This is a genomic window from Brevundimonas phoenicis, assembly GCF_047237745.1.
GTDB lineage: Bacteria > Pseudomonadota > Alphaproteobacteria > Caulobacterales > Caulobacteraceae > Brevundimonas.
Map to the genome: position 1 here is coordinate 1,239,550 of NZ_JBDFLN010000001.1, position 23,114 is coordinate 1,262,663.

At 66.8% G+C, this 23,114-nt stretch carries 24 protein-coding genes; 13 read left to right on the forward strand and 11 right to left on the reverse strand.

The features are described 5' to 3' along the window. Positions 1-26 precede the first annotated feature (26 nt). The 3 genes from ABC419_RS06140 to ABC419_RS06150 all read left to right on the forward strand — a co-directional run bounded on the left by ABC419_RS06140 (position 27) and on the right by ABC419_RS06150 (position 3,166). Positions 27-653 carry a M23 family metallopeptidase gene (locus ABC419_RS06140; protein WP_292060289.1) on the forward strand — a complete coding sequence of 209 codons (627 nt, stop codon included), beginning with the start codon at positions 27-29 and terminating at the stop codon, positions 651-653. Positions 654-761: 108 nt separating this feature from the next. Next, positions 762-1,724, forward strand: coding sequence for an ABC transporter ATP-binding protein (locus ABC419_RS06145; protein WP_412875998.1), 963 nt, complete (start codon positions 762-764; stop codon positions 1,722-1,724). Next, the gene (locus ABC419_RS06150; protein WP_412875997.1) at positions 1,724-3,166 is read left to right on the forward strand and encodes an ABC transporter permease; all 1,443 of its coding nucleotides are present in this window, start codon (positions 1,724-1,726) and stop codon (positions 3,164-3,166) included. The genes ABC419_RS06145 and ABC419_RS06150 overlap by 1 nt, the downstream gene beginning before the upstream one ends. Before the next feature lie 269 nt (positions 3,167-3,435). On the opposite strand, the gene rpsU is transcribed toward ABC419_RS06150, so the two are convergent. Continuing rightward, a complete protein-coding gene (gene rpsU, locus ABC419_RS06155; RefSeq protein WP_087139870.1) occupies positions 3,436-3,669 on the reverse strand; it encodes a 30S ribosomal protein S21 in 234 nt (77 codons plus the stop codon). A gap of 189 nt (positions 3,670-3,858) precedes the next feature. On the opposite strand from rpsU, the gene ABC419_RS06160 reads away from it, so the two are divergent. Next, positions 3,859-4,524: a COQ9 family protein gene (locus ABC419_RS06160; protein ID WP_200167728.1), complete on the forward strand. Its 666-nt coding sequence runs from the start codon at positions 3,859-3,861 to the stop codon at positions 4,522-4,524. 41 nt (positions 4,525-4,565) lie between these two features. Here the strand turns inward: ABC419_RS06160 and ABC419_RS06165 are convergent, their stop codons facing one another. Continuing rightward, positions 4,566-5,639: a 5-(carboxyamino)imidazole ribonucleotide synthase gene (locus ABC419_RS06165; RefSeq protein ID WP_412875996.1), complete on the reverse strand. Its 1,074-nt coding sequence runs from the start codon at positions 5,637-5,639 to the stop codon at positions 4,566-4,568. After that, on the reverse strand, positions 5,639-6,145 hold the full coding sequence (purE, locus tag ABC419_RS06170) for a 5-(carboxyamino)imidazole ribonucleotide mutase (RefSeq protein ID WP_412875995.1): 507 nt from the start codon (positions 6,143-6,145) through the stop codon (positions 5,639-5,641). The genes ABC419_RS06165 and purE overlap by 1 nt, the downstream gene beginning before the upstream one ends. Before the next feature lie 127 nt (positions 6,146-6,272). On the opposite strand from purE, the gene ABC419_RS06175 reads away from it, so the two are divergent. Next, on the forward strand, positions 6,273-6,875 hold the full coding sequence (locus ABC419_RS06175) for a GGDEF domain-containing protein (RefSeq protein ID WP_368924648.1): 603 nt from the start codon (positions 6,273-6,275) through the stop codon (positions 6,873-6,875). 43 nt (positions 6,876-6,918) lie between these two features. Here the strand turns inward: ABC419_RS06175 and ABC419_RS06180 are convergent, their stop codons facing one another. Then, a complete protein-coding gene (locus tag ABC419_RS06180) occupies positions 6,919-8,319 on the reverse strand; it encodes an amino acid permease (RefSeq protein WP_412875994.1) in 1,401 nt (466 codons plus the stop codon). 394 nt (positions 8,320-8,713) lie between these two features. Here ABC419_RS06180 and ABC419_RS06185 point away from each other — a divergent pair, with 394 nt between their 5' ends. The 4 genes from ABC419_RS06185 to ABC419_RS06200 all read left to right on the forward strand — a co-directional run bounded on the left by ABC419_RS06185 (position 8,714) and on the right by ABC419_RS06200 (position 15,902). Further along, positions 8,714-10,372 (forward strand): amidohydrolase family protein, encoded by a 1,659-nt coding sequence (locus ABC419_RS06185; protein ID WP_234288770.1) that lies wholly within the window; start codon positions 8,714-8,716, stop codon positions 10,370-10,372. 79 nt (positions 10,373-10,451) lie between these two features. Next, positions 10,452-13,403 (forward strand): TonB-dependent receptor domain-containing protein, encoded by a 2,952-nt coding sequence (locus ABC419_RS06190; protein WP_368924647.1) that lies wholly within the window; start codon positions 10,452-10,454, stop codon positions 13,401-13,403. 82 nt (positions 13,404-13,485) lie between these two features. Beyond that, positions 13,486-15,285: a DUF885 domain-containing protein gene (locus ABC419_RS06195; protein WP_412875993.1), complete on the forward strand. Its 1,800-nt coding sequence runs from the start codon at positions 13,486-13,488 to the stop codon at positions 15,283-15,285. A 143-nt stretch (positions 15,286-15,428) separates the two neighbouring features. After that, positions 15,429-15,902 carry an Lrp/AsnC ligand binding domain-containing protein gene (locus ABC419_RS06200; protein ID WP_125900046.1) on the forward strand — a complete coding sequence of 158 codons (474 nt, stop codon included), beginning with the start codon at positions 15,429-15,431 and terminating at the stop codon, positions 15,900-15,902. A 44-nt stretch (positions 15,903-15,946) separates the two neighbouring features. Here the strand turns inward: ABC419_RS06200 and ABC419_RS06205 are convergent, their stop codons facing one another. The 4 genes from ABC419_RS06205 to ABC419_RS06220 all read right to left on the reverse strand — a co-directional run bounded on the left by ABC419_RS06205 (position 15,947) and on the right by ABC419_RS06220 (position 17,625). Further along, on the reverse strand, positions 15,947-16,210 hold the full coding sequence (locus tag ABC419_RS06205) for a hypothetical protein (RefSeq protein WP_412875992.1): 264 nt from the start codon (positions 16,208-16,210) through the stop codon (positions 15,947-15,949). 77 nt (positions 16,211-16,287) lie between these two features. Next, the gene (locus ABC419_RS06210; protein WP_292060302.1) at positions 16,288-16,512 is read right to left on the reverse strand and encodes a YdcH family protein; all 225 of its coding nucleotides are present in this window, start codon (positions 16,510-16,512) and stop codon (positions 16,288-16,290) included. 40 nt (positions 16,513-16,552) lie between these two features. Beyond that, positions 16,553-17,023 (reverse strand): TIGR02444 family protein, encoded by a 471-nt coding sequence (locus tag ABC419_RS06215; RefSeq protein ID WP_412875991.1) that lies wholly within the window; start codon positions 17,021-17,023, stop codon positions 16,553-16,555. Next, positions 17,020-17,625, reverse strand: a complete 606-nt coding sequence (locus ABC419_RS06220) for a UbiX family flavin prenyltransferase (protein WP_412877963.1) — start codon at positions 17,623-17,625, stop codon at positions 17,020-17,022. The genes ABC419_RS06215 and ABC419_RS06220 overlap by 4 nt, the downstream gene beginning before the upstream one ends. A 127-nt stretch (positions 17,626-17,752) precedes the next feature. Here ABC419_RS06220 and ABC419_RS06225 point away from each other — a divergent pair, with 127 nt between their 5' ends. Beyond that, a complete protein-coding gene (locus tag ABC419_RS06225; RefSeq protein WP_125900050.1) occupies positions 17,753-17,926 on the forward strand; it encodes a YdcH family protein in 174 nt (57 codons plus the stop codon). A gap of 78 nt (positions 17,927-18,004) precedes the next feature. Here ABC419_RS06225 and ABC419_RS06230 read toward each other — a convergent pair whose 3' ends face one another. Then, on the reverse strand, positions 18,005-18,670 hold the full coding sequence (locus tag ABC419_RS06230; protein ID WP_412875990.1) for a DUF1013 domain-containing protein: 666 nt from the start codon (positions 18,668-18,670) through the stop codon (positions 18,005-18,007). 216 nt (positions 18,671-18,886) lie between these two features. Between ABC419_RS06230 and ABC419_RS06235 the strand changes: the two genes are divergently transcribed. Next, complete coding sequence (locus tag ABC419_RS06235) at positions 18,887-19,549, forward strand: beta/gamma crystallin-related protein (protein ID WP_412875989.1); 663 nt, start codon at positions 18,887-18,889, stop codon at positions 19,547-19,549. A gap of 57 nt (positions 19,550-19,606) precedes the next feature. On the opposite strand, the gene ABC419_RS06240 is transcribed toward ABC419_RS06235, so the two are convergent. Next, entirely contained in the window at positions 19,607-20,590 is a 984-nt protein-coding gene (locus tag ABC419_RS06240; RefSeq protein WP_412875988.1) for an NAD(P)H-quinone oxidoreductase, read from the reverse strand. Positions 20,591-20,672: 82 nt separating this feature from the next. Between ABC419_RS06240 and ABC419_RS06245 the strand changes: the two genes are divergently transcribed. Both ABC419_RS06245 and rcdA read left to right on the forward strand, forming a co-directional pair. Then, positions 20,673-20,876 carry a DUF1192 domain-containing protein gene (locus ABC419_RS06245; protein WP_024353289.1) on the forward strand — a complete coding sequence of 68 codons (204 nt, stop codon included), beginning with the start codon at positions 20,673-20,675 and terminating at the stop codon, positions 20,874-20,876. A gap of 106 nt (positions 20,877-20,982) precedes the next feature. Then, the gene (rcdA, locus tag ABC419_RS06250; protein ID WP_165906526.1) at positions 20,983-21,489 is read left to right on the forward strand and encodes a protease adaptor protein RcdA; all 507 of its coding nucleotides are present in this window, start codon (positions 20,983-20,985) and stop codon (positions 21,487-21,489) included. A 43-nt stretch (positions 21,490-21,532) separates the two neighbouring features. Here the strand turns inward: rcdA and ABC419_RS06255 are convergent, their stop codons facing one another. Beyond that, the gene (locus ABC419_RS06255) at positions 21,533-23,089 is read right to left on the reverse strand and encodes a L,D-transpeptidase family protein (RefSeq protein ID WP_412875987.1); all 1,557 of its coding nucleotides are present in this window, start codon (positions 23,087-23,089) and stop codon (positions 21,533-21,535) included. Positions 23,090-23,114 lie beyond the last annotated feature (25 nt).

Consider the following 23,114-nt stretch of genomic DNA (forward strand, 5'->3'; position numbering starts at 1 on the left):
AAGCGCTCAGAATGAGTCGTTAGAGTATGCGTTTAGTTCCTCCGGCCGTGCGGCCGCATGTGATCCGTTTCGGCCAGACGGGCGTCCTGGCCGGTCTGGCGGTTCTGGCCATGGCGGCCGCGCCCGTCGGCATGATTTCCGGCGCGCCCGAGAAGGTCGTCGACATCTCTGCCCCTATCGCCCCGCCGGTGAAGGCGGTGGCTGAACCCGCCGGTCCGGTCACCCGCAAGATCGTCTTCGAGGCCCCGTTGAAGGGCTATCGCATCAACTCGCCCTTCGGCCTGCGCAAGCTGGCGATTGAGGCCAAGGCGCGGGCGCACAAGGGCGTGGACATCGCCGCCCCGACCGGCACCGGCGTCTTCGCCACGACCGAGGGCAAGGTGCTGCGCGCCGGCTATCAGGCGGGCGGCTACGGCAACTTCATCGAGATGCAGCACCCCAACGGCATGACCAGCCTGTACGGCCATCTCAGCCGCATCGACGTGCATACGGGCAAGGTGGTGGCGGCCGGCGAGCGTATCGGCCTGGTCGGCTCGACGGGCTATTCGACCGGCCCGCACCTGCATTTCGAGGTGCGTCGGAACGGCGGCCAGATCGATCCCGCCAAGATCGTCGGCCAGAGCTTCGATATCCGGGTGAAGGCCCCGGCCTGATGCGTCAGGCGGCGCGGCATCATGACCAAACCGTAATGTAAAATACCCTTTCCATTACCTGCGCGCTGTCGTTAGATTCGATCCTTGGGCTTTTTGCAGGGGGACCGAATGGTCGCGGCGCTGACGCTGGACGGAATCAGCAAGAGATATGGCGGCTTTCAGGCCGTCTCCGACCTGAGTTTTCAGGTGGAGAAGGGCTCGATCTGCGGCTTCCTGGGACCGAACGGGGCGGGCAAGACCTCGACCCTGCGGATGATTCTGGGGCTGCAACCGGCCACCAGCGGCCGTATCGACATCCTGGGCGCGGACGACGGGCGCAAGGTGCGCGACCGGATCGGCTTCCTGCCTGAGGAGCGGGGCCTCTACAAGAAGATGACGCCGGTGGACGCCATCGCCTTCTTCGGCGGGCTGAAGGGCCTGCCCCTGCCCGAAGGCCGCCGTCGCGGCCGCGAGATGCTGGAGCAGATGGGCCTGGGCGAGGCCAGCAAGAAAAAGATGAAGGAGCTGTCCAAGGGGATGGCCCAGAAGGTCCAGCTGATCGCCTCGGTGGTGCATCAGCCGGAGTTCGTGATTCTGGACGAGCCGTTCTCGGGTCTCGATCCGATGAACCAGCAGGGGCTGGAGGCCATGATCCGCGCCCTGGCCGACAATGGGGCGACGGTGCTGTTCTCGACCCACGTCATGCAGCACGCCGAGCGTCTGTGCGACAAGGTGGTGCTGTTGGCCCGCGGCCGTAAGGCGTTCGAGGGCACGGTGGACGAGGCGCGGGCGACCTCGCCGCGCTTCCTGGAACTGGAAGGGGCGCTGGACCGCAACGCGGTCGCCGCTCTGCCAGGCGTCGGCGGCATCGAGGTTTTGGCTGAGGACGGCGCCGTCAGCACCCTGCGCGTCGGCCTGACGCCGGGAGCGGAGGCGCAGAGCGCCCTGCGCGCCGCCTTCCTGGGCGGGCTGGACGTGCGGCGCTTCCAGATGAAGGAGCCGACCCTGCACGACGCCTTCATCGCCCTGACCGGGGATCATCCGGACGAAGATCAGTCCGTCTCCAAGACCGATAAAACGGGAGCCGCCTGATGAACCGGATTCTTCTGATCGCGCGCCGCGAGTTTCTGGCCTACGCCAAGACGGTCGGCTTCTGGCTGTCGCTGCTGGCGTTTCCGCTGTTCGCTGTGCTGGGCGGCGCCATTCCGGTGCTGATGAAGCATGCGGAGCCGGTGCGCGAGGCCGTCATCGTCGATGAAACCCCGGCCGGGTCCGGCCTGGCCGCCGCCGTGCGCCAGGCGCTGGAGACCGAACGCGGACGCGCCGATATCGCCGCCCTACGTATGGCCGCCGTGCCCGAGTCGGGGACGGCGGGAGGCGACCGGGTGCGCGAGGCCGCCGAGAAGGGCGGTTTCCACGCCGGGCTTGAGGCGCTGAAGAAGGAGGCGCCGCGCGCCGCCGCGGGCTTCAAGACGCCCAAGCGCTCCTTTGAGCTGGTCGAGGCGCCCGCTGAACTGATGGCCGCCGCGCCGGGCGAGGCGCGCGACGCCCTGGCACGTCGCTATGTCGACAAGGACGCGCCCGAGAGCGAGCGTCTGAACGCCGTTGTCTTCCTGACCGAAAAGGACGGCCAGCCCGGCGCGCGCGTCTGGACCGGCCGGGCCACCGACGATGTCGTGGAAGACGCCGTGCGCGACGCCCTGAAGTCCGCCAACCGCAGCCGCGTCTTCGTGTCCAGCGGCATCGACCCCACGGTAGTGGCGCAGACCGAGCGCTTCCGGCCTGAGGTCTCGGTCTTCTCGCCGCGCGCCGCGTCGGGGGGCGAGGTGTCGTTCCGCGACAAGCTGCCGGTCATCGTCGGCATGGCGGTGGGCTTCATCCTGTGGTCGCTGATCATCACCGGCGCCTCCATCCTGCTGAACAGCGTGATGGAGGAGAAGTCGAACAAGATTCTGGAGGTGCTGCTGTCCTCGGCCTCGGCGACCGAAATCCTGACGGGCAAGGTGTTGGGCGTGGCCCTGCTGACCCTGGCCGTACTGGGCGCCTGGGGCGGCATAGGCGCTATCGGCCTGATGGCGAGCGTGCCGGACGTGGCGCGGGACATCGGCTCGGTGCTGCTGACCGACGGCCTGTTCGTCTACTTCCTGCTGTTCCTGGTCGGGGGCTATCTGATGTATGCGGTGCTGTTCGCCGCCATCGGCGCCTTCTGCGACACGCCGCGCGACGCCCAGACCCTGATGGGGCCGATCATGATGGTGTTGGTCGTGCCGATCCTGGTCATGCAGATGGCCATCCGCACCCCCGACGCCATGGTGGTGAAGGTGATCAGCCTGATCCCGCCTTTCACCCCCTTCGTCATGGCCGCGCGCGCGCCCAGCGGACCGCCCCTGATCGAGATCATCGGCGGCCTGATCGGCATGTTCCTGTTCGCGGCCCTGATGATCTGGGCGGCGGGCCGCGCCTTCCGCGCCGGCGCCCTGTCGGATGTGAAGCTGAGCTGGAAGAGCTTCATGGGCGCCGTCACGGGCCGGTGAAGCTAAGGGGAGGGAGGCGCGTGCGCGCCTCTCTCGCCCCCTCTCTCCCTTCTCTCCGTCATCCTCGGACTTGATCCGAGGATCCAGACCCGCGACGTGGACCGGGTCGCATGGATCGCTCGGAATAGCGCGGACGGCGTGACTAGATCCTCGGATCAAGTCCGAGGATGACGGCGAAAGGAACCGGAGCGGGGCATAGTCATCAGGCAAAGAAAAAGGCCGCCCCGGCGATCCGGGGCGGCCTTTGATCTTTCAGGCGTCAGCGGGTCTTAGCGACCGCGACCCTTCGGAGCCGGCAGCAGGCCTTCGCGCTGGGCGCGCTTGCGGGCCAGCTTGCGGGCGCGACGGACGGCTTCAGCCTTTTGGCGAGCGCGCTTTTCCGACGGCTTTTCAAAGTGCACGTGACGCTTCATTTCGCGGAAGCTGCCTTCGCGCTGCATCTTCTTCTTCAGGGCTTTCAGCGCCTGATCGACATTGTTGTCGCGGACAAAAATCTGAACCAGGGGTCTCTCTCCTTTGGCCGCCCGCCGCGTCCTTTCCAAGGGAGACGGGCAGACAAAACAAAACCACGCTCGAGAGGAGGCCTCCCAAGTGAAGGCGCGCTGATACATGATCGGGGGGGGCGTGTCCAGATCGTCGCGCCTAATCGTGATGGCTCGAAACGCCCGCCGGATGGGCGTATCGTGCCGCCCATGACCGAGACAGCCGAGACTGCTCCGAAAGGCGATTGGGCCGACCGCACTGAACAGGCCGTTCTGGACGCGGCCATAGAACGCGCGCCCGCGCTGGGCTGGAACGCGCGCCTGACGCGCGCCGCGTGCGAGGCATGCGGCCTGTCGCTGGGCGACCAGGAACTGCTGCTACCGAACGGCCCGCGCGATCTGGCGGTCCTGCTGTCGCGTCGCCACGACGCGCGGGCTCTGAAAGCTCTGGAGGCCACGCCTGCGGCCACGATGAAGATTCGCGAACGAATCGCCGCCGCCGTCTCGGCGCGGATGGAGGCGGGGGCGCAGGATATCGAGGCGGCCAAACGCTGTGCAGGCTTTCTCAGCCTGCCGACCAACGTCGACCTGGGCTTCAAGCTGGCGTGGGAGACGGCGGATCACCTGTGGCGCTGGGCCGGGGATACGGCGACGGACCAGAATCACTACTCCAAGCGGGCGATTCTGGGCGGCATCCTGATTCCAGCTCTGACGATGCGCTGGTTCGACGGACGCGAGGCGGCGGAAGGCTTCGTCGCCCGCCGCATCGACAACGTCATGGCCTTCGAGAAGTGGAAGGCGGGCAAGGATTTCGACGCGCCGGTGCGGACGATCACCGACGTGCTGGGTCGCTTGCGCTACGGCGCCAAGGCATAGGAAACCCTCTCCCATTGGGAGAGGGAGGGCGCTGAGAGGGTTCAGAGGATGCGGTTGATGTGGGCCATCTTGCGCCCCGGCCGGACGTCGTGCTTGCCGTAGAGATGCAGGCGGGCGTTCGGCTCGGCGGCCAGTGCGCGCCAGTGCTCGACCTCGTCGCCCAGCAGATTGGTCATCTCGACGCGGGCGTGGGCTTGCGTCGGGCCCAGAGGCCAGCCGACGACGGCGCGGATGTGCTGTTCGAACTGGTCGCAGACGCAGCCGTCCTGGGTCCAGTGGCCGGTGTTGTGAACGCGCGGGGCGACCTCGTTCACCAGCAGTTCGCCCTCTCCCATGTCGAACAGTTCGATGCCCATGACGCCGATGTAGTCGAGGCCGTCCAGCACGGCGGCGGCGATCTGTTCGGCGCGCGCTTGCGTGGCGGGGTCGACCGCGGCGGGAGCGGTGGTTGTCTTCAGCACGCCGTTCTTGTGGACATTCTCGCCGAGAGGATAGACGGCGACCGCGCCGTCGTGGCCGCGGGCGGCGATGATCGACAGCTCGCGTTGGAAGACGGCGGCGGCTTCCAGTACGGCGGGACGGCGGCCGATGGCGTCGAAGGCGGCTTCGGCCTCGGCGGCGTCGCGAATCCAGACCTGGCCCTTGCCGTCATAACCTTCGCGGCGGGTCTTCAGCAGGGCGGGCAGGCCTAAGCGATCGATGGCGTTGGTGAGGTCATCCTGCGTGGTCACGGCGGCGAAGGCCACGGTCGGGGCGCCGACGGCGTTCAGATAGGTCTTCTCGTCCACCCGGTCCTGAGCGACGGCCAGCGCCGTCGGCCCCGGCGCGACCAGGGCGCCCGCTTCGGCCAGGGTCTCGACCGAGGCGGCGGGGACGTTCTCGAACTCGAAGGTGACGACATCGCACAGGCGGCCCAGCGCCTGCAGGGCGTCAGGGTCGTCATAGGGGGCGGTGATCTGGGCGCGCGAGACGCGGGCGGCGGGGCAGTCCGGCTGAGGGTCGAGAATCACCACGTCGAAGCCCAGACGCGAGGCGGCCTGAGCCAGCATCCGGCCCAACTGGCCTCCGCCGAGAATGCCGAGGGTCGAGCCGGGAGGCAGGGGTAAATCGGGCATCAGTCCTCGACGCTTTCGGCGACGGATTCGGTCTGGGCGGCGCGGAAGGCTGACAGGCGCTCGGCGATGGCGGAATCGGACAGGGCCAGGATCTGCGCCGCCAGAATGCCCGCGTTGGCGGCGCCCGCCTCGCCGATCGCCAGCGTAGCGACGGGCACGCCGCCGGGCATCTGGACGATAGACAGCAGGGAATCGAGCCCCTTCAGCGCCTTGGACTGGACCGGCACGCCCAGCACCGGCAGATCGGTCATGGACGCGGCCATGCCGGGCAGGTGGGCCGCGCCGCCGGCACCCGCGATGACGACCTTGAAGCCCTTGTCCTTGGCCGTGGTGGCGAAGTCATAGAGACGCTGGGGCGTGCGGTGGGCGCTGACGACCTTGGCCTCCCAGGCGACGCCCAGCTGATCCAGGCGTTCGGCGGCCAGCTTCATCGTGGGCCAGTCGGAGCGGCTGCCCATGATGATGGCGACAGGAGGCGTCGTGGCCGGCGGCGTGGAGGCGGTCATGCGCAAAGGCTCCCCAAGCGGAAAGCGGCCCGTTACAGCACCCGCGTTGCGCCCGCAACCGAGGACGCTAGACTCCGGCGCGTCGCGGGGCCTTGAGTCGGCCGGAAATGCGACGCCGGAGCCCGCCTTGAACCACCTGGCCGAACAGACGACCTCTGCGGGCGACGATGCGGAACTGCGCGCCGAGATCGCGCGCCTGCACGCCGAGGTGGCGGCCCTGACCGAACGGGCCGAGCGAGCCGAGGCTCTGGCGGACCACGACGTGCTGACCCCCGCGCTGAATCGGCGCGGCTTCATGACGGTGCTGACGCGCAACCTGGCCTATTGCCGCCGCCACGGAGTCGAGGCGGCGCTGCTGTATCTCGATCTGGATGGGTTCAAGGGAATCAACGACGGCCTGGGCCATGCGGCGGGAGACGCGGCTTTGATCGCCGTGGCCGAGCTGTTGCTGGCGAACGTGCGCGAATCCGACGCCGTCGGCCGCATGGGCGGGGACGAGTTCACCGTGTTGCTGATGAACGCCGGCGCCGAGGAAGGGCGCGAGAAGGCGCGGCGGCTGAGCGAGGCGCTGCAGAGCGAAGGCTTTATCTGGGATGAGAGGCGGGTGGCGCTGGGCGGCTCGTTCGGCGTGCGCGCATTCGCCGGTCAGACGGACGCGGAGGTCTGGCTGTCCGAAGCCGATGCGGCCATGTGGCTGCGGAAGAAGGCGCGGCCGGAGGCGACGCGCTGAAGAATTGAAAAGAGCGCCGAGGTCATCCTCGGCGCCCTTTGTTTTAGCCGTTCAGCAGGCTGTTGCGGCGGCTGTACAGCAGATAGACCGCCACCCCGATCACGTTCCAGATGACGAAGTTGATCTGGGTCGAGGCCGGCAGGCTGAAGAACAGATAGACGCAGCCGGCGATGGCCACGGGCCCGACCAGCCACCACACCGGGGCGCGGAAGACGCGCGGACGGCCGGGCTCACGGCGGCGCAGCATGATCAGGCACAGGCCGACCGAGGCGAAGGCCACCAGCGTTCCGGCGTTGGCCAGGGCGGCCAGGTCGCCCAGCGGGATGAAACCGGCGATGATCGCCATCAGGACGGCCGTGCCCGCCGTCACGCGCACCGGCCCGCCCGAACGCTCGGACACATGGGCCAGGCTGCGCGGCAGCAGGCCGTCGCGGGCCATGACGAAGAAGATGCGGCTCTGGCCGAACATGAAGGCCAGGATGACGGTGGGCAGGGCGACGACCGCCGCACCCGCGATCAGGGTGGCCCACAGGTCGGACCCGACGGTGCGAATGATGTGGGACAGGGGCTCGGGCGACTTCATGAAGTCGGTGAAGGGCATGGCGCCCAGGGCGGCGATGGCCACGGCCATGTAGATGACGACGCAGGCCACCATCGAACCGATGATGCCGATGGTCAGGTCGCGGGCGGGGTTGCGGGTCTCTTCCGCCGCCGTGGCCACGGCGTCGAAGCCGTAGAAGGCGAAGAAGATGATGGCCGCCGCCGCCATGACGCCCATCTCGGCGCCGATGCCATGCGAGAAGCCGTAGGGCATGAAGGGCTTGAGGTTGGCCGGGTTGAAGTGGGGCAGGGCGATCGCCACGAAGGCGATCAGGGCGGCGATCTTGACCACCACCAGCACGGCGTTGATCGAGGCGCTTTCCTTGGTGCCGGCGACCAGCAGGCCCGCCACGGCGGCGACGATGATGACGGCGGGCAGGTTGACGATCCCGCCCTGCGACGGGGCCGAGGTCAGCATGGCGGGCAGGCCCATGCCGATCCCCTCCATCATGCCCGAGAAATAGCCCGCCCAGCCCACGGCCACGGCCGAACAGACGACGGTGTATTCCAGGATCAGGCTCCAGCCGACCATCCAGGCCGCGCCCTCGCCCAGGGTGGTGTAGGAATAGGTGTAGGCCGAGCCCGACTCCGGGATCATGGTCGCCAACTCGGCGTAGGCTAGGGCGGCGCAGACGCAGACGATCCCGGCGATGACGAAGGCCAGCATGACCGCCGGCCCGGCCCGCTCAGCCCCCACGCCGATCAGGGTGTAGATGCCGGTGCCGACAATGGCGCCGACGCCCAGGGCGACCAGATGCGGCCAGGACAGGGTGGGTTTCAGCCCATGAGCCTTGGGCGGCCCTCCCAGCACAGGCAGGGCCTTGCGGCGTGTCACGAAACTCATGCGTCTCCCCCGGTAGTCTTCGATGGCGAAGTAAAAATATTCGGTATAACGGCGTTTTTCCGTAGCATTTTTGGCCCACAACCTACCTTGGTAAGCTGAGCCGCAACAGAAAAAACGACCCGATTGGGCCGTATTCAATCCCTATCACTGGATCATAAATTCAGATTTGTCGCAGAAACAACGCTTCTGTTGTAGGGCTGGGCCGAATTTCTACATTTCGAAGATGGTGATCGGTTTTGGTGATTGGTGTGAATTTTATTCCGTCGTTTGGATAATATCCGAAACTTCTGTCTTCGATGCAGTGCTAGCGAATTGGGGAACGGCTGAGGGGCCGGGCAAACGCTTGCAGGGGCCGATGGCCCTCGATCTTGGGAGGGATTGCGGCTTGCGGACGATGTTTGGGGAAAAGTCTGTCTTCAAGGGCGCCGGCGCGGCGTGTGCGGTTGCGCTGCTGCTTGCGGCGGGGACGCCGAACGCGGTGTCGGCTCAGGCTCAAGCGCAGGCGGCGTCGGCGCGGGCTACGCTGAACCCGGCGCCGCCGAGACGCGCCGACGAGGGCTATGGTCCCTATCCGCTGATGGTGGTGCGCGGCGCCATGCTGATCGACGGCACGGGCGCCCCGCCCATGGGGCCGGTCGACATCGTCATCGAGAACGACAAGATCACCGACATTCTCCAGGCGGGCTGGCCGGGCCTGCCCGAGCGTGAAGGCCGCCCGCCGCTGAACGCCGCGCATGAGATCGACGCGCGCGGCATGTACGTCATGCCCGGCTTCGTCGACGCCCATGCCCATGGCGGCAGCCCGCAGAAGGCGCCGGATCTGGAGTACGTGTACAAACTGTGGCTGGCGCACGGCGTGACGACCGTGCGCGGCGTCAGCCTGGCGCCGCACGACATCGCCGTGTCGGAAAAGGCCCGTTCGGCGCGCGGCGAGATCGTCGCGCCGCGTATCTACAACTACCAGACCCTCGGATCGGGCTGGTCGCGCGGCCGTATCCGCAACCCCGAGATGGCGCGCGAGTGGGTGCGCTGGGGCGCGGCCAACGGCGTGGACGGGATCAAATTCTTCCTGCGCGGCGACGAGACGCCCGAGGTGGTCCTGGCCGCCATCGATGAAGCCAAGAAGAACCACATGGGCACGGTCGCCCACATCGCCCAGCCGGGCGTGGCCCAGTTGAACGCCGAACAACTGGCGGCGGCGGGTCTGGGGACCATCACCCACTTCTACGGCCACTTCGAGTCGCTGTTGGGCGGGCGGACGATCCAGGACTATCCGACCGACTACAACTTCTACGACGAGCAGAAGCGCTTCGGCGAGGCGGCCGAGATCTGGGACGAGGTCGAACCGGGTTCGGCGGAATGGTACGCCTATCTGGAGGCGCAGAAGAAGGCGGGGGTCGTCTTCGATCCGACGATGACCATCTATGCAGCGTCGCGCGATCTGATGCGGGCGCGCAATGCGCCCTGGCACCAGACCTATACGCTTCCGGCGCTGGCGGACTATTTCCAGTCCACGCGCGACAACCACGGCAGCTATTTCTTCGACTGGACGACGTCGAACGAGGTGGCGTGGCGCCGCTTCTACGAACGGTTCATGCGGCTGGTGAACGACTACAAGAAGGTCGGCGGCCGGGTGACGGTGGGCTCGGACTCGGGCTTCATCTGGAAGCTGTACGGCTTCGGCTACATCGAAGAGCTGGAGCTGTTGCAGGAGGCGGGCTTCCACCCGCTGGAGATCGTGCGCGCCGCGACGATGGACGGGGCGACGACCCTGGCCGAGCCGACCGGAAAGGCGCCGACCTTCGGCGTCGTGCGGCCGGGCATGAGCGCGGATCTGGTCATCACGACCGAAAATCCGCTGGCGAATTTCAAGACCTTGTACGGCACCGGACATGAGCGCCTGAGCCCCGAGAACCGCATCGAGACGGTCGGCGGCGTGCGTTGGACGGTGGCGCGTGGGGTCGCCTACGACGCGCCGGCCTTGTTGGCCGACGTGCGGGCGATGGTCGATCGGCAAAAAGCCGAACGAGGGGAGGCGCAAGGAGGGCGCTGATCCGCAACAGACGACGCAGGCGAGGTCGAATGGGGACGGCGCGCCTGTGATTCAGATCAGAAAAACGAGGGGTGATCCAATGAGACTGTCTGCGTACCTGAAGACCGGCACGATGATCGCCGGTCTGGCCGTCACGGCCGCCGCCGCCCAGCCCGCCCGGGCGCAATCCGAAGCCCCGGCCCCGGAACCGGAAGCCAGCGCCGTCGCCGACATCGTGGTGACCGGCTCGCGCATCCGGCGTCCGAACGTCGAGGCGTCGACCCCGGTCAACGTCGTCGATGCTCAGGAAATCGAGAACATCGGCGTCACCAACCTGATCGACGCCATGGCCCGCCAGCCGCAGGTCGGCCTCGGCAGTTCGGCGTCCAGCACGACCAATACGGTCGCGGGCCAGGGCCTGGCGACGCTGAACCTGCGCAACCTGGGCTCCAGCCGAACGCTGGTGCTGGTCAACGGCCGTCGTCACGTGGCCGGGTCCAGCGGCACCAGCGCCGTGGACGTCAACACCATCTCCAAGACCACCATCGCCCGCGTCGATACGGTGACGGGCGGGTCTTCGGCGGTGTACGGCGCCGACGCCGTGGCCGGGGTGGTCAACTTCATCACCAAGCAGGACTTCGACGGTATCGCCGCACAGGCCCAGTACGGTTCGGCCGACGGCCCGAACACCTATTACGGCTCGATCGCAGTGGGGCGGAACTTCAACGACGGCCGCACCAACATCATGGCCGCCGCCACCTACGACCAGACCGAGGGCCTGTACCGCCACGAACGCGATTACGCGATGAGCGGCCTGGCCTACATCCCGAACCCGAACAAGAAGAGCCCGGACGACGGCTTGCCGTCCTTCATCATGGCGCGGGACGTCTATACCAACATCACCAACGACAGCTTCACGCCGGTGATCGTCACGCCGATCGGCGGAAATGCGGCTTACAGCCTGACCTTCACGCCGGATGGCAAGCTGGTTCCCTTCGATCGCGGCCAGGTCGTGGTCGACGGCGCGGGCCGTCCGCAGAAGGTCTCGATCGGCGGCGACGGCTTCAAGTTCCGTGAAGACGCCCTGCGCACCCCGGTAGAGCGTTACGGCGGCGAGCTGCAGCTGCGCCACCAGTTCCAGCCGTCGGGCGATTTCATCAGCGAGCTGAACCTGTTCGCCGAGGGCAAATACTTCCACACCGAGGCGACCAGCCAGCGCGAGAACGGCACCTTCGCCGGCGACGTGGACGGCAGCAAGTTGGTGACGGGCAACGCCTATCGCATCCAGGCCGACAACGCCTTCCTGCCTAGCGATCTGAGGGCCATGCTGACCGCCGCCGGGGTCGCGCGCTTCGACATTACCCGCAACGACCGCGACTTCGGCATCCGCACCTATGAGAGCGTGTACGACACCACCCGCTTCGTGACCGGGATCGACGGAGCCTTCAGCAATGGCTGGCGGTTCGAAGCCTACGTCAACTACGGCCAGACCGAGTCGCAGTTCACCAACTTCGATCGACTGCAGAAGGAGTTCTACGAGTCGATCGATGCGATCAATCTGAACGGCCAGATCGTCTGTCGCAGCGAAGATGCGCGGGCCCGAGGCTGTCAGCCGCTGAACCTGTTCGGGGCCGGAATCGCCTCGCAGGAGGCGATCGACTACTCCTATATCCACACCGTCCGGGACGACGTGACGCGCCAGTGGAACGCGGTGGCCAGCGTCAACGGGGAGCTGTTCTCCTATCCGTCGCTGTTCAGCGGGACCAGCCTGCCGGTCGCCTTTGCGGCGGGCGTCGAGTGGCGCAAGGAATACGCTCGTTCAGTGCCGGACGAACGTTCGCAGAAGGGGCTGATCTTCCAGAACGCCCAGCAGATCACTGAAGGGCGCTATGAGTCCAAGGAGATCTTCGGCGAGATCAACCTGCCGCTGCTGGCCGATGTCCCGTTCGTGCAGTACCTAGATCTGACGGCGGCCTATCGCTACCAGGACTACACCACCACGGGCGGCGACAGCAGCTATGGCCTGGGTCTGGAATGGACGGTCAACCGCGACATCCGCTTCCGCGGCAACTACGCCAAGGCGGTGCGCTCGCCCAACATCAACGAACTGTTCGGCGGCGGCAGCGAAGGCTACAGCCAAATCGAGGATCCCTGCGACGCGACGCGCCTGAACCTGGGCAACGCCTCGGCCAATCGCAAGGCGAACTGCGCGGCGCTGGGGCTGAGCCCGAACTTCGTACAGTCGACCGCGACACGGCCTGTGGTCAGTCAAGGCAACCCCGATCTGAACCCGGAAGAGGGCGAGACCCTGACGATGGGCGTGGTGCTGACGCCGTCGTTCCTGCCGGGCTTGGCCCTGACGATCGACCGCTATGAGATCGAGATCAGCGACGTGATCGCCTCGCTGGGGTGGCGCAACATCATCAACAACTGCGTCGACAGCCCGAGCCTGAGCAACCCGTTCTGCGCTAGCGTATCGCGGGGTTCGGACGGCAACATCACCCGCGTTCTGAACCAGGTGTTGAATGTGGCCGAGTACACCAACTCGGGCTGGGACGTGACCGCGTCCTATCGCACCGACCTGGCTAAGCTGGGGCTGCCGGACTATGGCTCGCTGTCATTCAATGCGGCGGCCGGCTTCCTGGACGAGCTGACCTACGACCCGGTTCCGGGCGACGCCAGCGTGCGGGACGAGCAGGCGGGCGAACTGCCCAATCCCAAGCGTCGCATGAACTTCCGCGTCACCTGGGACTATGATCGGGTCTCGCTGTCCTACGCCAACCAGTATCTGGGCAGCATGGTCCGCAGCAACCAGGATCCGGCGGGCGCCTATGAGCCCTACAAGGCGCCGTCGTGGATCACTCACGACCTGCGCGCTGAATATCGCTTCGACAAGTATTCGGTCTTCGCGGGGGTAAACAACTTCACCAATGAAGAACCGCCGCAGACGCCGTTCACCTGGACCGGCACCTCGCTGAACACCGGATTCAACGGAAGCATATACAACAACCTGGGCCGCTATGCCTACATTGGCGTGAACGCCCGGTTCTGATCCGAATAGGGAAGCCGTCCGGTCACGGGCGGCTTCTCGCTCTGGGCGGCCTGCGGGCGTCCGCATGATTTATTGGGGGAGAATGCAGTTGAAGACCCTGACCGCGTACAGCGCCATCGCCGCCGCCGTGGGCGTGATGGCTTTCGCCGCCCTGCCGACGACGGCCGTCGCCTCGGCGCCCGCGTCGGCTTCGGCGACGAGCGCCGCCGCCGTGGACGCCCAGTTCCGCGCCATCGCTGAAGAGGAATACGCCTGGCGTCAGAAGGAGATGCCGTCGCGCGCCTCCAAGCCGTCCAACCTGCCGGACGTCAGCGCCGCGACCCAGCAGCGTCGCCTGGCCTATTGGACCGATATCCAGAACCGCCTGAACGCCATCTCCCTGGATCAACTGTCGCCGTCCGAGCGCACCAACTACGCGGTCTATAGGCATCAGATCGACAACTACGTCGATGACGGGCGGCATCGCCTGTACGAAATGCCCTTCAATTCTGACAGTTCCTTCTGGTCGTCGATCTCGGGCATGGCCAACCAGACCTTTACTTCGGTGGAGGACTATGAGCGCTATCTGTCGCAACTGCGCGACACGCCGCGCTACTTCGATCAGCAGATCGTCAACATGCGGGCTGGTCTGGCGCGCGGCTTCACCCAGCCCAAGGCCTCCCTTGTCGGGCGGGACGTGTCGATCCTGGCCGTGACGGAACCGACCGATCCGCAGGCCAATCCCTTCTACAAGCCCTTCATCGACATGCCGCAGTCGGTCTCTGAGGCGGAGCGGCAGCGTCTTCGCGCCGCCGCCGTCCAGGTGATCCAGCAGCAGGTCGTGCCGGCGCACCGCACCTTGCTGAGCTTCATCCGCGATGAATATGTGCCGGGCGCGCGAGATACCCTGGGCGCCAACCGCCTGCCGAACGGCGACGACTTCTATCAGACGCAAATCCGCCAATACACGAGCGTCAATCTGACGCCGGATCAGATCCACCAGATCGGCCGCGCCGAAGTCGCGCGCATCCGCGCCGAGATGGAAGCGGTGATGCGCAGCACGGGCTACACGGGTGATTTTGCGCAGTTCATCACCTTCCTGAAGACCGATCCTCAATTCCAGTATGAAAAGCCCGAGCATTTGCTGTGGCACGGCGCCTGGGTGATCAAGAAGGTCGACGGCAAGATGGGGCAGTACTTCAACCTGAAGCCCCGCGACACCTTCAGTCTGGTGCCGGTGCCGGACGCCATCGCACCCTTCTATACTGCTGGACGGGGCGGTAACGGGACGTGTCTGCTGAACACCTATGACCTGCCGTCGCGACCGCGCTACAATATCCCAGCGTTGACGGTGCACGAGTGCAATCCCGGCCACGCCTGGCATGGCGTCCTGCGTCGCGAGCACGCCAAGCTGCCGGAGTGGCGCTCGCAGGCGGGCATCTCGGCCTTTGGCGAGGGGTGGGCCCTGTACACTGAAAAGCTGGCTGTCGAGATGGGCATCTACGAAGACGCCTATGAGGACTTCGGCCGCCTGAATTACGAGATGTGGCGAGCGGCGCGGCTGGTGATCGACACCGGCCTGCATTCCAAGGGCTGGACCCGCGATCAGGCGATTGCTTTCCTGAGCGAGAATACGGCCCTGTCTGATCATGAAGTCGGGACGGAGATCGACCGCTACATCACCTGGCCGGGGCAGGCTTTGGCTTACAAGCTGGGCGAGATCGAGATCGTGCGTCTGCGTCGTCAGGCGGAGGCGGAACTGGGGGCGGATTTCGACATCAAGGCCTTCCATGATCACCTGTTGGCCCTGGGCGTCGCCACCATTCCGGCCATGACCGCCGAGATGGAAGCCTTCATCGCCGAGAGCAAGCAGGCCGCCGCCGCCGCTCGCCGAGCAGAGTAAAGCCCGAAGACGCGCAAGAGGCGTTGTTTTCGACCGGCGGTTTCCCTCCCAGGTCGCCGGTCCCGCCGCCTGCTGATCCATTGCGGATCAGCAGGCGGTTTGACACAGTTCGGAGTAGGTAAATGCGTAAGGGGGAGCCGCGCATGAGCGCAGCGGATTACAAGTTGGACGATGCGGATCGCCGCATCCTGAGGGTGCTGCAACAGGACGGGCGGATCACGAACCAGGATCTGGCGTCGGCATGCAATATGTCGGCGTCATCCTGCTTCGAGCGGGTGCGGCGCCTGCGCGAACGAGGGGTGATCATCGGCTATACGGCGTTGATTGACCCGAAGTTCGCCGAGCGGGAACTGTTGATCTTCATCGAGGTGCTGCTTGACCGCACGACCTCGGACATTTTCGATCAGTTCGCCGATCGCATCCGCCGCTCGCCCGAGGTGCTGGAGTGCCATATGGTGGCTGGCGGTTTCGACTATCTGGTCAAGGTGCGGATGAAGGACATGGCCGCCTATCGCGTCTTCCTGGCCGACACCCTGATCACCATGCCGGGCGTGCGCGAAACCCGCACCTATGCGGTGATGGAAGAGGTGAAGGACACTTCGGTCCTGCCGTTGTAAGCAAAGATTGGCGGAGGCGGCGCTGAACCGCCTCCGCAACAGATTCACCAGTAACCGCCGGGGCAACTGCCGACCGCCTCTAGCGTGTAATAGGGCGAGGTGGTCCCGTGAACCGGCGCCGCAACGACGCGCCCGTTGGAGCAGCGGTCGATATACCAGCCCACCTGAACTGTCAGCGTGGCGTCGCTGTAGAAGGTGCGATGGTACATGATGCCGGGGGACTGCGCCCCGGCTCCGGCGGACAGCAATGACGTCGCCGCTGCGACGGTCGCCAGAAGCACGGCATTACGAATCTTACGCAAACGCATCGGTTCTCTCCTGCCAGTGGGTGACGATGTCATCTCCACCGTTAACGACACAAGAGTCAATGACCGTCGTTATGTGATTATGCGATGATGTCGGGCAGGATGCGATCCTGCAGCTTCACGATGTCGTCGCGCAGAGCCAGCTTCTTGCGTTTCAGGCGGGCGATCATGAGCTGGTCGGGCGCGGGCAGAAGCGCCAGGGCCTCGATGGAGGCGTCCAGGTCCGCGTGCTCCTGCAACAGCAGGGAGAGCTGCGCGCGCAGCGCCTTGTCTTCTTCGGACAGGTAAGGTTCGTCGTCGTTCATCGTCAGGCCCCGCAGCGGTGACGTTATAGCCGAGCTGGCGTCAGGCCGGAAGCAGGTCGGCCAGGGTTCGCAGCGCTGGGCGAGGCACCACGCGGTCCCACAGGCGGGCGGCGGCGGCCATGGCGTCGATGGGCGGGTACGGCGTCCCGGCAGGTTCCGGAGACAGGGCCTGCAGGCTCTCCAGAAGATGGCGCTCGGCGGCCAGTTCGGCGGCCTTCACCTGTTCGCGCACGGCCAGGCGGGCGTCGGTCTCAAGGTCCGGCACAGGCGTCTTCAGCGTGCGGCGCACGGCGCGCAGGGGGGCGATGGTGGTGGTCTGCCAGGCGCGGGCGGTGTCGCAGGCGGCGTCGATCGTCTCTTCGTCCGGGCGGCGGCCCGTGGCGGCGGTCCAGGCCGCCCAGAGCAGCAGGGGCACGTTCTGCTCGTGATAGTCCTGCAGCGACAGGCAGGCGTCAGCCACGCCCGGCGCGGCGTAGGCGGCGCAGGCCCAGGTCCACAGATCGTCGCTCATGCCTCGGCTCCGCCCTTCAGGCCTTCCCAGCGTCGCACGGCGGACCAGTCCAGGCCGAAGACGTCCAGCGCCCGCCCGACCGATTGGTCGATCATCTGCTCCAGGCTGTCGGGCCTGGCGTAGAAGGCGGGCAGGGGCGGGGCGATGACGGCGCCCATTTCGGCAAGCGCCGTCATGGTGCGCAGGTGGCCCAGGTGCAGCGGCGTTTCGCGCACCATCAGCACCAGGGGGCGGCGCTCCTTCAGCGTTACATCGGCGGCGCGGGTCAGCAGGGTCGAGGTCACGCCGGTGGCGATCTCGCTCATGGTTCTCACCGAGCAGGGGGCGACGATCATGCCGAGCGTGCGGAAGGAGCCGGAGGAGATGGTGGCCCCGACATCGTTCAGCCGATGCACCACATCCGCCTTGGCCGTCAGGTCGTCAGGGGGGAGATCGGTCTCCTGCGACAACGTGAGTAGGGCGGCGCGGGTGACGACCAGGTGGCTCTCGACCCCCAGTTCGCGCAGGGCGTCCAGCACGCGCGCGCCATAGACGACGCCCGAAGCGCCAGAGATTCCAACGACTAGCCGAAGGGGCGCCGGCGCCCGAACGGTCGTGTTCACAACATCGGCCAAATTCGCCTCCAACCTGTCCGTGTCCGGAGCGGCGGGGGGTCACTGCAATGTGATTCCACACCCTGCCGAACCGGGCGCTCAGTGTAGTGGTCCCTTAGACATGGAGGCGCAAGCCATGACCATCGAGGCTCGTATTCGCGAACTGGGTAATCGGCATCGGTCGCTGGATGACACTATCCAGCAGGAGATGCGACGCCCCACCGCGGACCCGACACACCTCAGGGAGCTGAAGCAGCGAAAACTGCGACTTAAGGAAGAGATCAACAGTCTGGAAGCCCGAAGCCACTGACGGCTTCCCACCTGAAATGACGACGGCCTCGGAAGAGCGATCTTCCGGGGCCGTTTTGTCTCTAGCCGCTGGCTGGGATCAGTCGCGCGAGCCGAACACCGACTCGGCGGTGGGTTCGGCGCCCAGGCCGTATTCTTCCTCGGGCTCTTCTGCGGCGACTTCCGGTTCCGCCTCGGGCTCGATGGGTTGCAGGACGCCGTTCTTGGCGTCGTCCTTGGCCTTCTTGTCAGCGGCCTTGCGCACCACTTCGTCCAGCTGCAGCTGGCCGGTCAGGCCCAGCGTCACCGGGTCGACGGGCTTGATGTTGGCCGAGTTCCAGTGGGTGCGGTTGCGCACGCTCTCGATGGTGGCCTTGGTGGTGCCCAGCAGCTTGGCGATCTGGGCGTCGGTCACTTCCGGGTGGTTGCGGACGAACCACATGATGGCGTCCGGGCGGTCCTGACGACGCGAGACCGGCGTGTATTTCGGGCCCGACTTGGCGGGCTTCAGCAGTTCGGCGTGGCGGCTGACCACGGCCTTCATGCGGTAGTTCTCGTCGTTCTGGGCCTTGTCCAGCTCTTCGCGGGTCAGTTGGCCGTTGACGATGGGGTCGGCGCCGCGGATGTCGCGCGCTACGTCGCCGTCGGCGATGCCGCGCACCTCAAGCGGGTGCAGGCCGCAGAAGTCGGCGATCTGCTCGAACGAGAGCGAGGTGTTGTCCACCAGCCAGACCGCGGTGGCCTTGGGCATCAGGATGTCGGTCATGGGCATGGATCCCGGCGGTTGCGGCCCGAAAAACGGGCGTTTGAATCGACGGCGCCCGACCTTTTCGGCCGGGCGCGAGAAGGCCTTTATAGGTGATCTTGGCCGAAATGAAAACGTCGTCTGTCGTCTTCATACAGCGAAGGTTCATCTGTCGTGATGAACATTGGGGGCCAGGGCGCGTTGTGCGCCGAGAGAAACCTCGAAGGAGACCGTATCATGAAGAAGTTCGTGATTGCAGCGGCGGGATTGGCCATGACGGCGGGGGGCTTCTCCGCCATAAATGTGAGCACGGCGGAGGCGCAGGTGATGCAGCGTGGCGCGCCGCGTGGGTCGTATGCGCAGAGCTGCTCCGGGTCGTATGTGAACCAGGGGCGCCTCTACGCCGATTGCCGCGATATGCGGGGTAATATGCGTGAGACCTCGATTGAGCTGGCGCGCTGCTCCAGCGAGGAAATCATCAACCGCGACGGGCGTCTGGTCTGCGGCCGCTTCCAGGGCGATTTCGAGAACGGCGGCCGTCCCGGCCGTCCGGGCGGCGGCTGGGATGACGGTCGTCCGGGGCGTCCCGGCGGCGGTTGGGATGATGGCCGTCCCGGCAACGGCGGCTGGGGCCGGTCTTCGATCACCGTTTATCGCGACGCCGATTACCGCGGTCAGTCGATGAGTTTCCGTAGCGAGGTGCCGAACCTGCGCAACGTCGGCATGAATGACGCGATCAGCTCGATCCGCCTGTCGCGCGGAACCTGGGAAGTCTGCGAGGACGCCAACTATCGCGGCCGTTGCGAGATTGTCAGCGGCGACATGCGTAACCTGGCGAATACGGGCATGAACGACCGGATTTCGTCTCTGCGCCCGGCGCGCGGCGGCGGTCGCTGGTAAAGCACCGGCCTGTTCGGAAGGCGAGGGCGGGAGGCTGCGGCTTCCCGCCCTTTTCTTTTAGGGCAGCAGCACGACTTTGCCGACGTGGGCGCCCTCTTCCAGGTGCGCATGGGCGGCGGCGGCTTCGGCCAGGGGGAGGGTCGCCTCGACCTGAGCCTTGACGGCGCCGGACGTGACCCAGGGCCAGACCGTCGCCTCGACGGCGGCGGCCAGGCGGGCCTTTTCGTCGGCCGGGCGGCTGCGCAGGGTCGAGCCGGTCAGGATGATCCGCTTCAGCATGATCCGCATCAGATCGACCTCGGCCTTGGCTCCGGTCAGGGTGGCGATCACCACCCAGCGTCCGCCGGGCTTCAGGGCGTTGAGGTTCAGCTCGGCATAGGCCGCGCCGACCATGTCCAGCACCACGTCGGCGCCGCCCGCCTCCTGGATGGCGGCGGCCAGATCGTGTTCGGTCGCGTCCAGGCTGACGTCGGCGCCCAGGACGCGGGCGGCCTCGGCCTTGGCGGCTCCGCGCGAGGTGGCGATGACGCGGGCGCCCGCCGCCTTGGCCATCTGGATGGCCATGACGCCGATGCCGCCGGTGGCGCCGTGGATCAGCAGGGTCTCGCCCGCCTTCAGCTCGCCGCCCTCGAAGACGTTGGCGAAGACCGTGAAGGCGGTCTCGGGCAGGGCGGCGGCTTGGATGCAGTCGAGGCCGTCGGGAATCGGCAGGGCGTGGCGGGCGTCGACCACGGCGTACTCTGCGTAGCCGCCGCCGCCCAGCAAAGCGCAGACCCGGTCGCCGACGGCCCAGCGCGTCACGTCTTCGCCCACGGCGTCGACTTCGCCCGCGACCTCTAGTCCCAGAATGTCCGAGGCGCCCGGCGGCGGCGGATAGCGCCCCTCGCGCTGGACGATGTCGGGGCGGTTCACGCCGGCCGCCCGCACGCGGATGCGGATCTCGCCGGGCCCAGGCGCGGGCAGGGGGCGTGTCGCCAGGCGCAGGGCGTCGGCGGGGCCGCGTCCGTTCTCGATCTCTATGGCCTTCATGGCGACGGACATGGCGGCGCTCCCTTGGCTTGCATTCCGGTTCAATGCGGCGTTCACATAGGAGGTCATGCTCGGAATGGCCAAGGAGGCGAGGATGAGTTTCGAAGATCTGGAGCCCCGGCCGCAGCGCGGCGAGGCCCTCTCCGCTCTGGGGCGCGAAGACCTGGACCTCTACGCCGTGGACGAACTGCAGGAGCGGATCGCCGCCCTGGAGGCCGAGATCGCGCGATCTCGTGCGGCGATCGACGGCAAGTCCTCGCAGCGCAGCGCGGCCGACGCGCTGTTCAACTTCCGCTGAGGGGCGGACGGTTGGGGACGGTTTCGACGGCCCTCTCCCGCAGAATCAGCTTCCGTGGCATGACGATTGCACCCAGCGGATGCATGAGATGCATGGATAGACACCCGTGACAGCCATCGAAGCCGATCTGACCCCGGCGCGCCTCGCCGGCGCCGAAGTGCTGGACTTCGCACGCTCGGAGCTGTTCGAGCGCACCTTCCGCGAAGGCATGGAATTGGTCGAGGAGACCGCCGCCTATCTGGATGGCGACGGACGGCAGGATTCCCGCCTGCTGTCGCGCGCAGCGGCCCTGTCCTATGCGGGCGAGAGCATGAAGCTGACCACGCGGCTGATGCAGATCGCGTCCTGGCTGCTGGTCCAGCGCGCCGTGCGCGAGCAGGACATGAGCGCCGAGGCGGCGGGCGACCCTCGCTATCGCCTGGCCGATCGCCGCATGGACGCCGAGCCGCGTCGCGGCGACCTGCCGATCGCCCTGATCGAATACGCCGTGCGGGCGGAGAAGCTGTACGACCGTGTGCTGCATCTGGACCGCCAGATGTACGTCGAGCCCGCCGAGGCGCCCGCCAATCCCGTCCTGAACCAGATGGACCTGCTGCGCGCCGCTTTCGGCTGAGTTTCTCCTCCCCATGAAAGCGGGGAGGAGAAGGCAGGGCGTCTTACGGCGTCACTTCATCCGGATCGATCGGCGCGTCGGCGATGACCTGGGGCAGGTTGACGGCGATGCCCAGAGCGTCGGCCAGCTTGGCGTCGCGCTTATAGACGTCCTCACGGAAGGCGACGCGGCCCTGACCATCGACGAAGGCGGTCCAGTACAGCAGGCGCACGCCGATGTTGCGGCCGGTGGTCACGCGCTTGGTCTCGCCGCTGGCCTGGGCCGTGTCGAACAGGGCCAGACGCTCGGGATCGGGCGACAGCAGCAGACGGGCGAAGCCGATGGCGTCCTGCACCCGCACGCAGCCGTGGCTGCGCTGGCGCACCGACAGGTTGAAGGCGTGCTTGGCCGGGGTGTCGTGCAGGAAGATGGCGTAGCTGTCCTGCAGCTCGAACTTCACATTGCCTAGCGACGACTTCGGACCGGCGCGTTGCACCACCCAGCCGTCGGCGTTGACGTACATGTCGTTCGCGGCCAGGTAGCCGGGGCCCTTGGGCAGGATTTCGCGACGCGCGATGCCCATGGGTACGGTCCACGGCGGGTTGGCCACGACCGAGGCGAAGGGCTTTTCAAGGCTGGGGGTCTGGTTGGCGGCGGTGCCGACGACCACGCGGTTGGAGTGAACCGGTTTGCCGTCCTTCCAGTAGACCATGATGGCGGCGGCGGTATTGACCTCGATCCGCTCGGGATTCAGGTCGCGCTTCAGCCAGCGACGGCGCTCCAGGTTCAGGGCGATCTGACGGGCGCGATCCTCGGCGGTGGCGGTCAGCGAGCGCTGGGTGGCGCCGCCGATGCGGCCGTCGGCGCCCAGGCCGTGGCGGGTCTGGAAGCTGCGGACCGCCTGCTCGAGGTCCGGGCCGTAGGACAGGTTGCCCTTCAGGCGTTCGGCGGCGGCGGCGCTCAGGTCGCCTTCAGCGGCCAGGCGGGCGGTCAGGGCCGGGATGCGCGGGTCGCTGGTCCCCGGCTCGATGGTGCCGCCGATACGGAAGGCGGGCCAGCCGCCCTGGCGGGCGATGCGGCGATAGCGGGCGTAACCGGCCGACAGATTGGTGTAGCCTAGGTCCGTCGGGGGCAGGGCGTCGAACCACTGACTCAGCTTGTTGGCGGCCACGGCGTCGACCAGGCCGCGCGGCAGGTCGACGCTGTTCTTTTGCATCTCCCACAGCTCTTCGACCGTCTCGGGCCGGACGCGGCCCTCGGACAGAACCTTGGCGTAGGCCAGGGCGGCGGCGGTGGTGCGAATTTCAGCCGTTTCGCGGTCGGCGGCCAGGCCGACGAAGTCGAAGAAGTCCCCGGCGGGCAGGCCGTGGCGCTCGGCCCCGGCGGCGACCTCCTGCAGCACGCGAAGGCGGTCGGCGGTCCAGATCGGCTTGCCGCCGGTCAGTTGATAGACGGCGCGGACATCGGCCTGCTGGGCCGCGGGCAGGCGCCCGGCCTGGGCGTCGAAGCCGGCGATGAAAATTTGCGGGTCCGTGGTGCGCGTCTGGGCCAGCGCCCCATTCGCGGCTGCCAGCGTCAGGCTCGTCGTGGCGACGCCAAGGCCCAATTCCCGTCGGTTCATCGTCTGTAACTCTTGTGGTCCGATA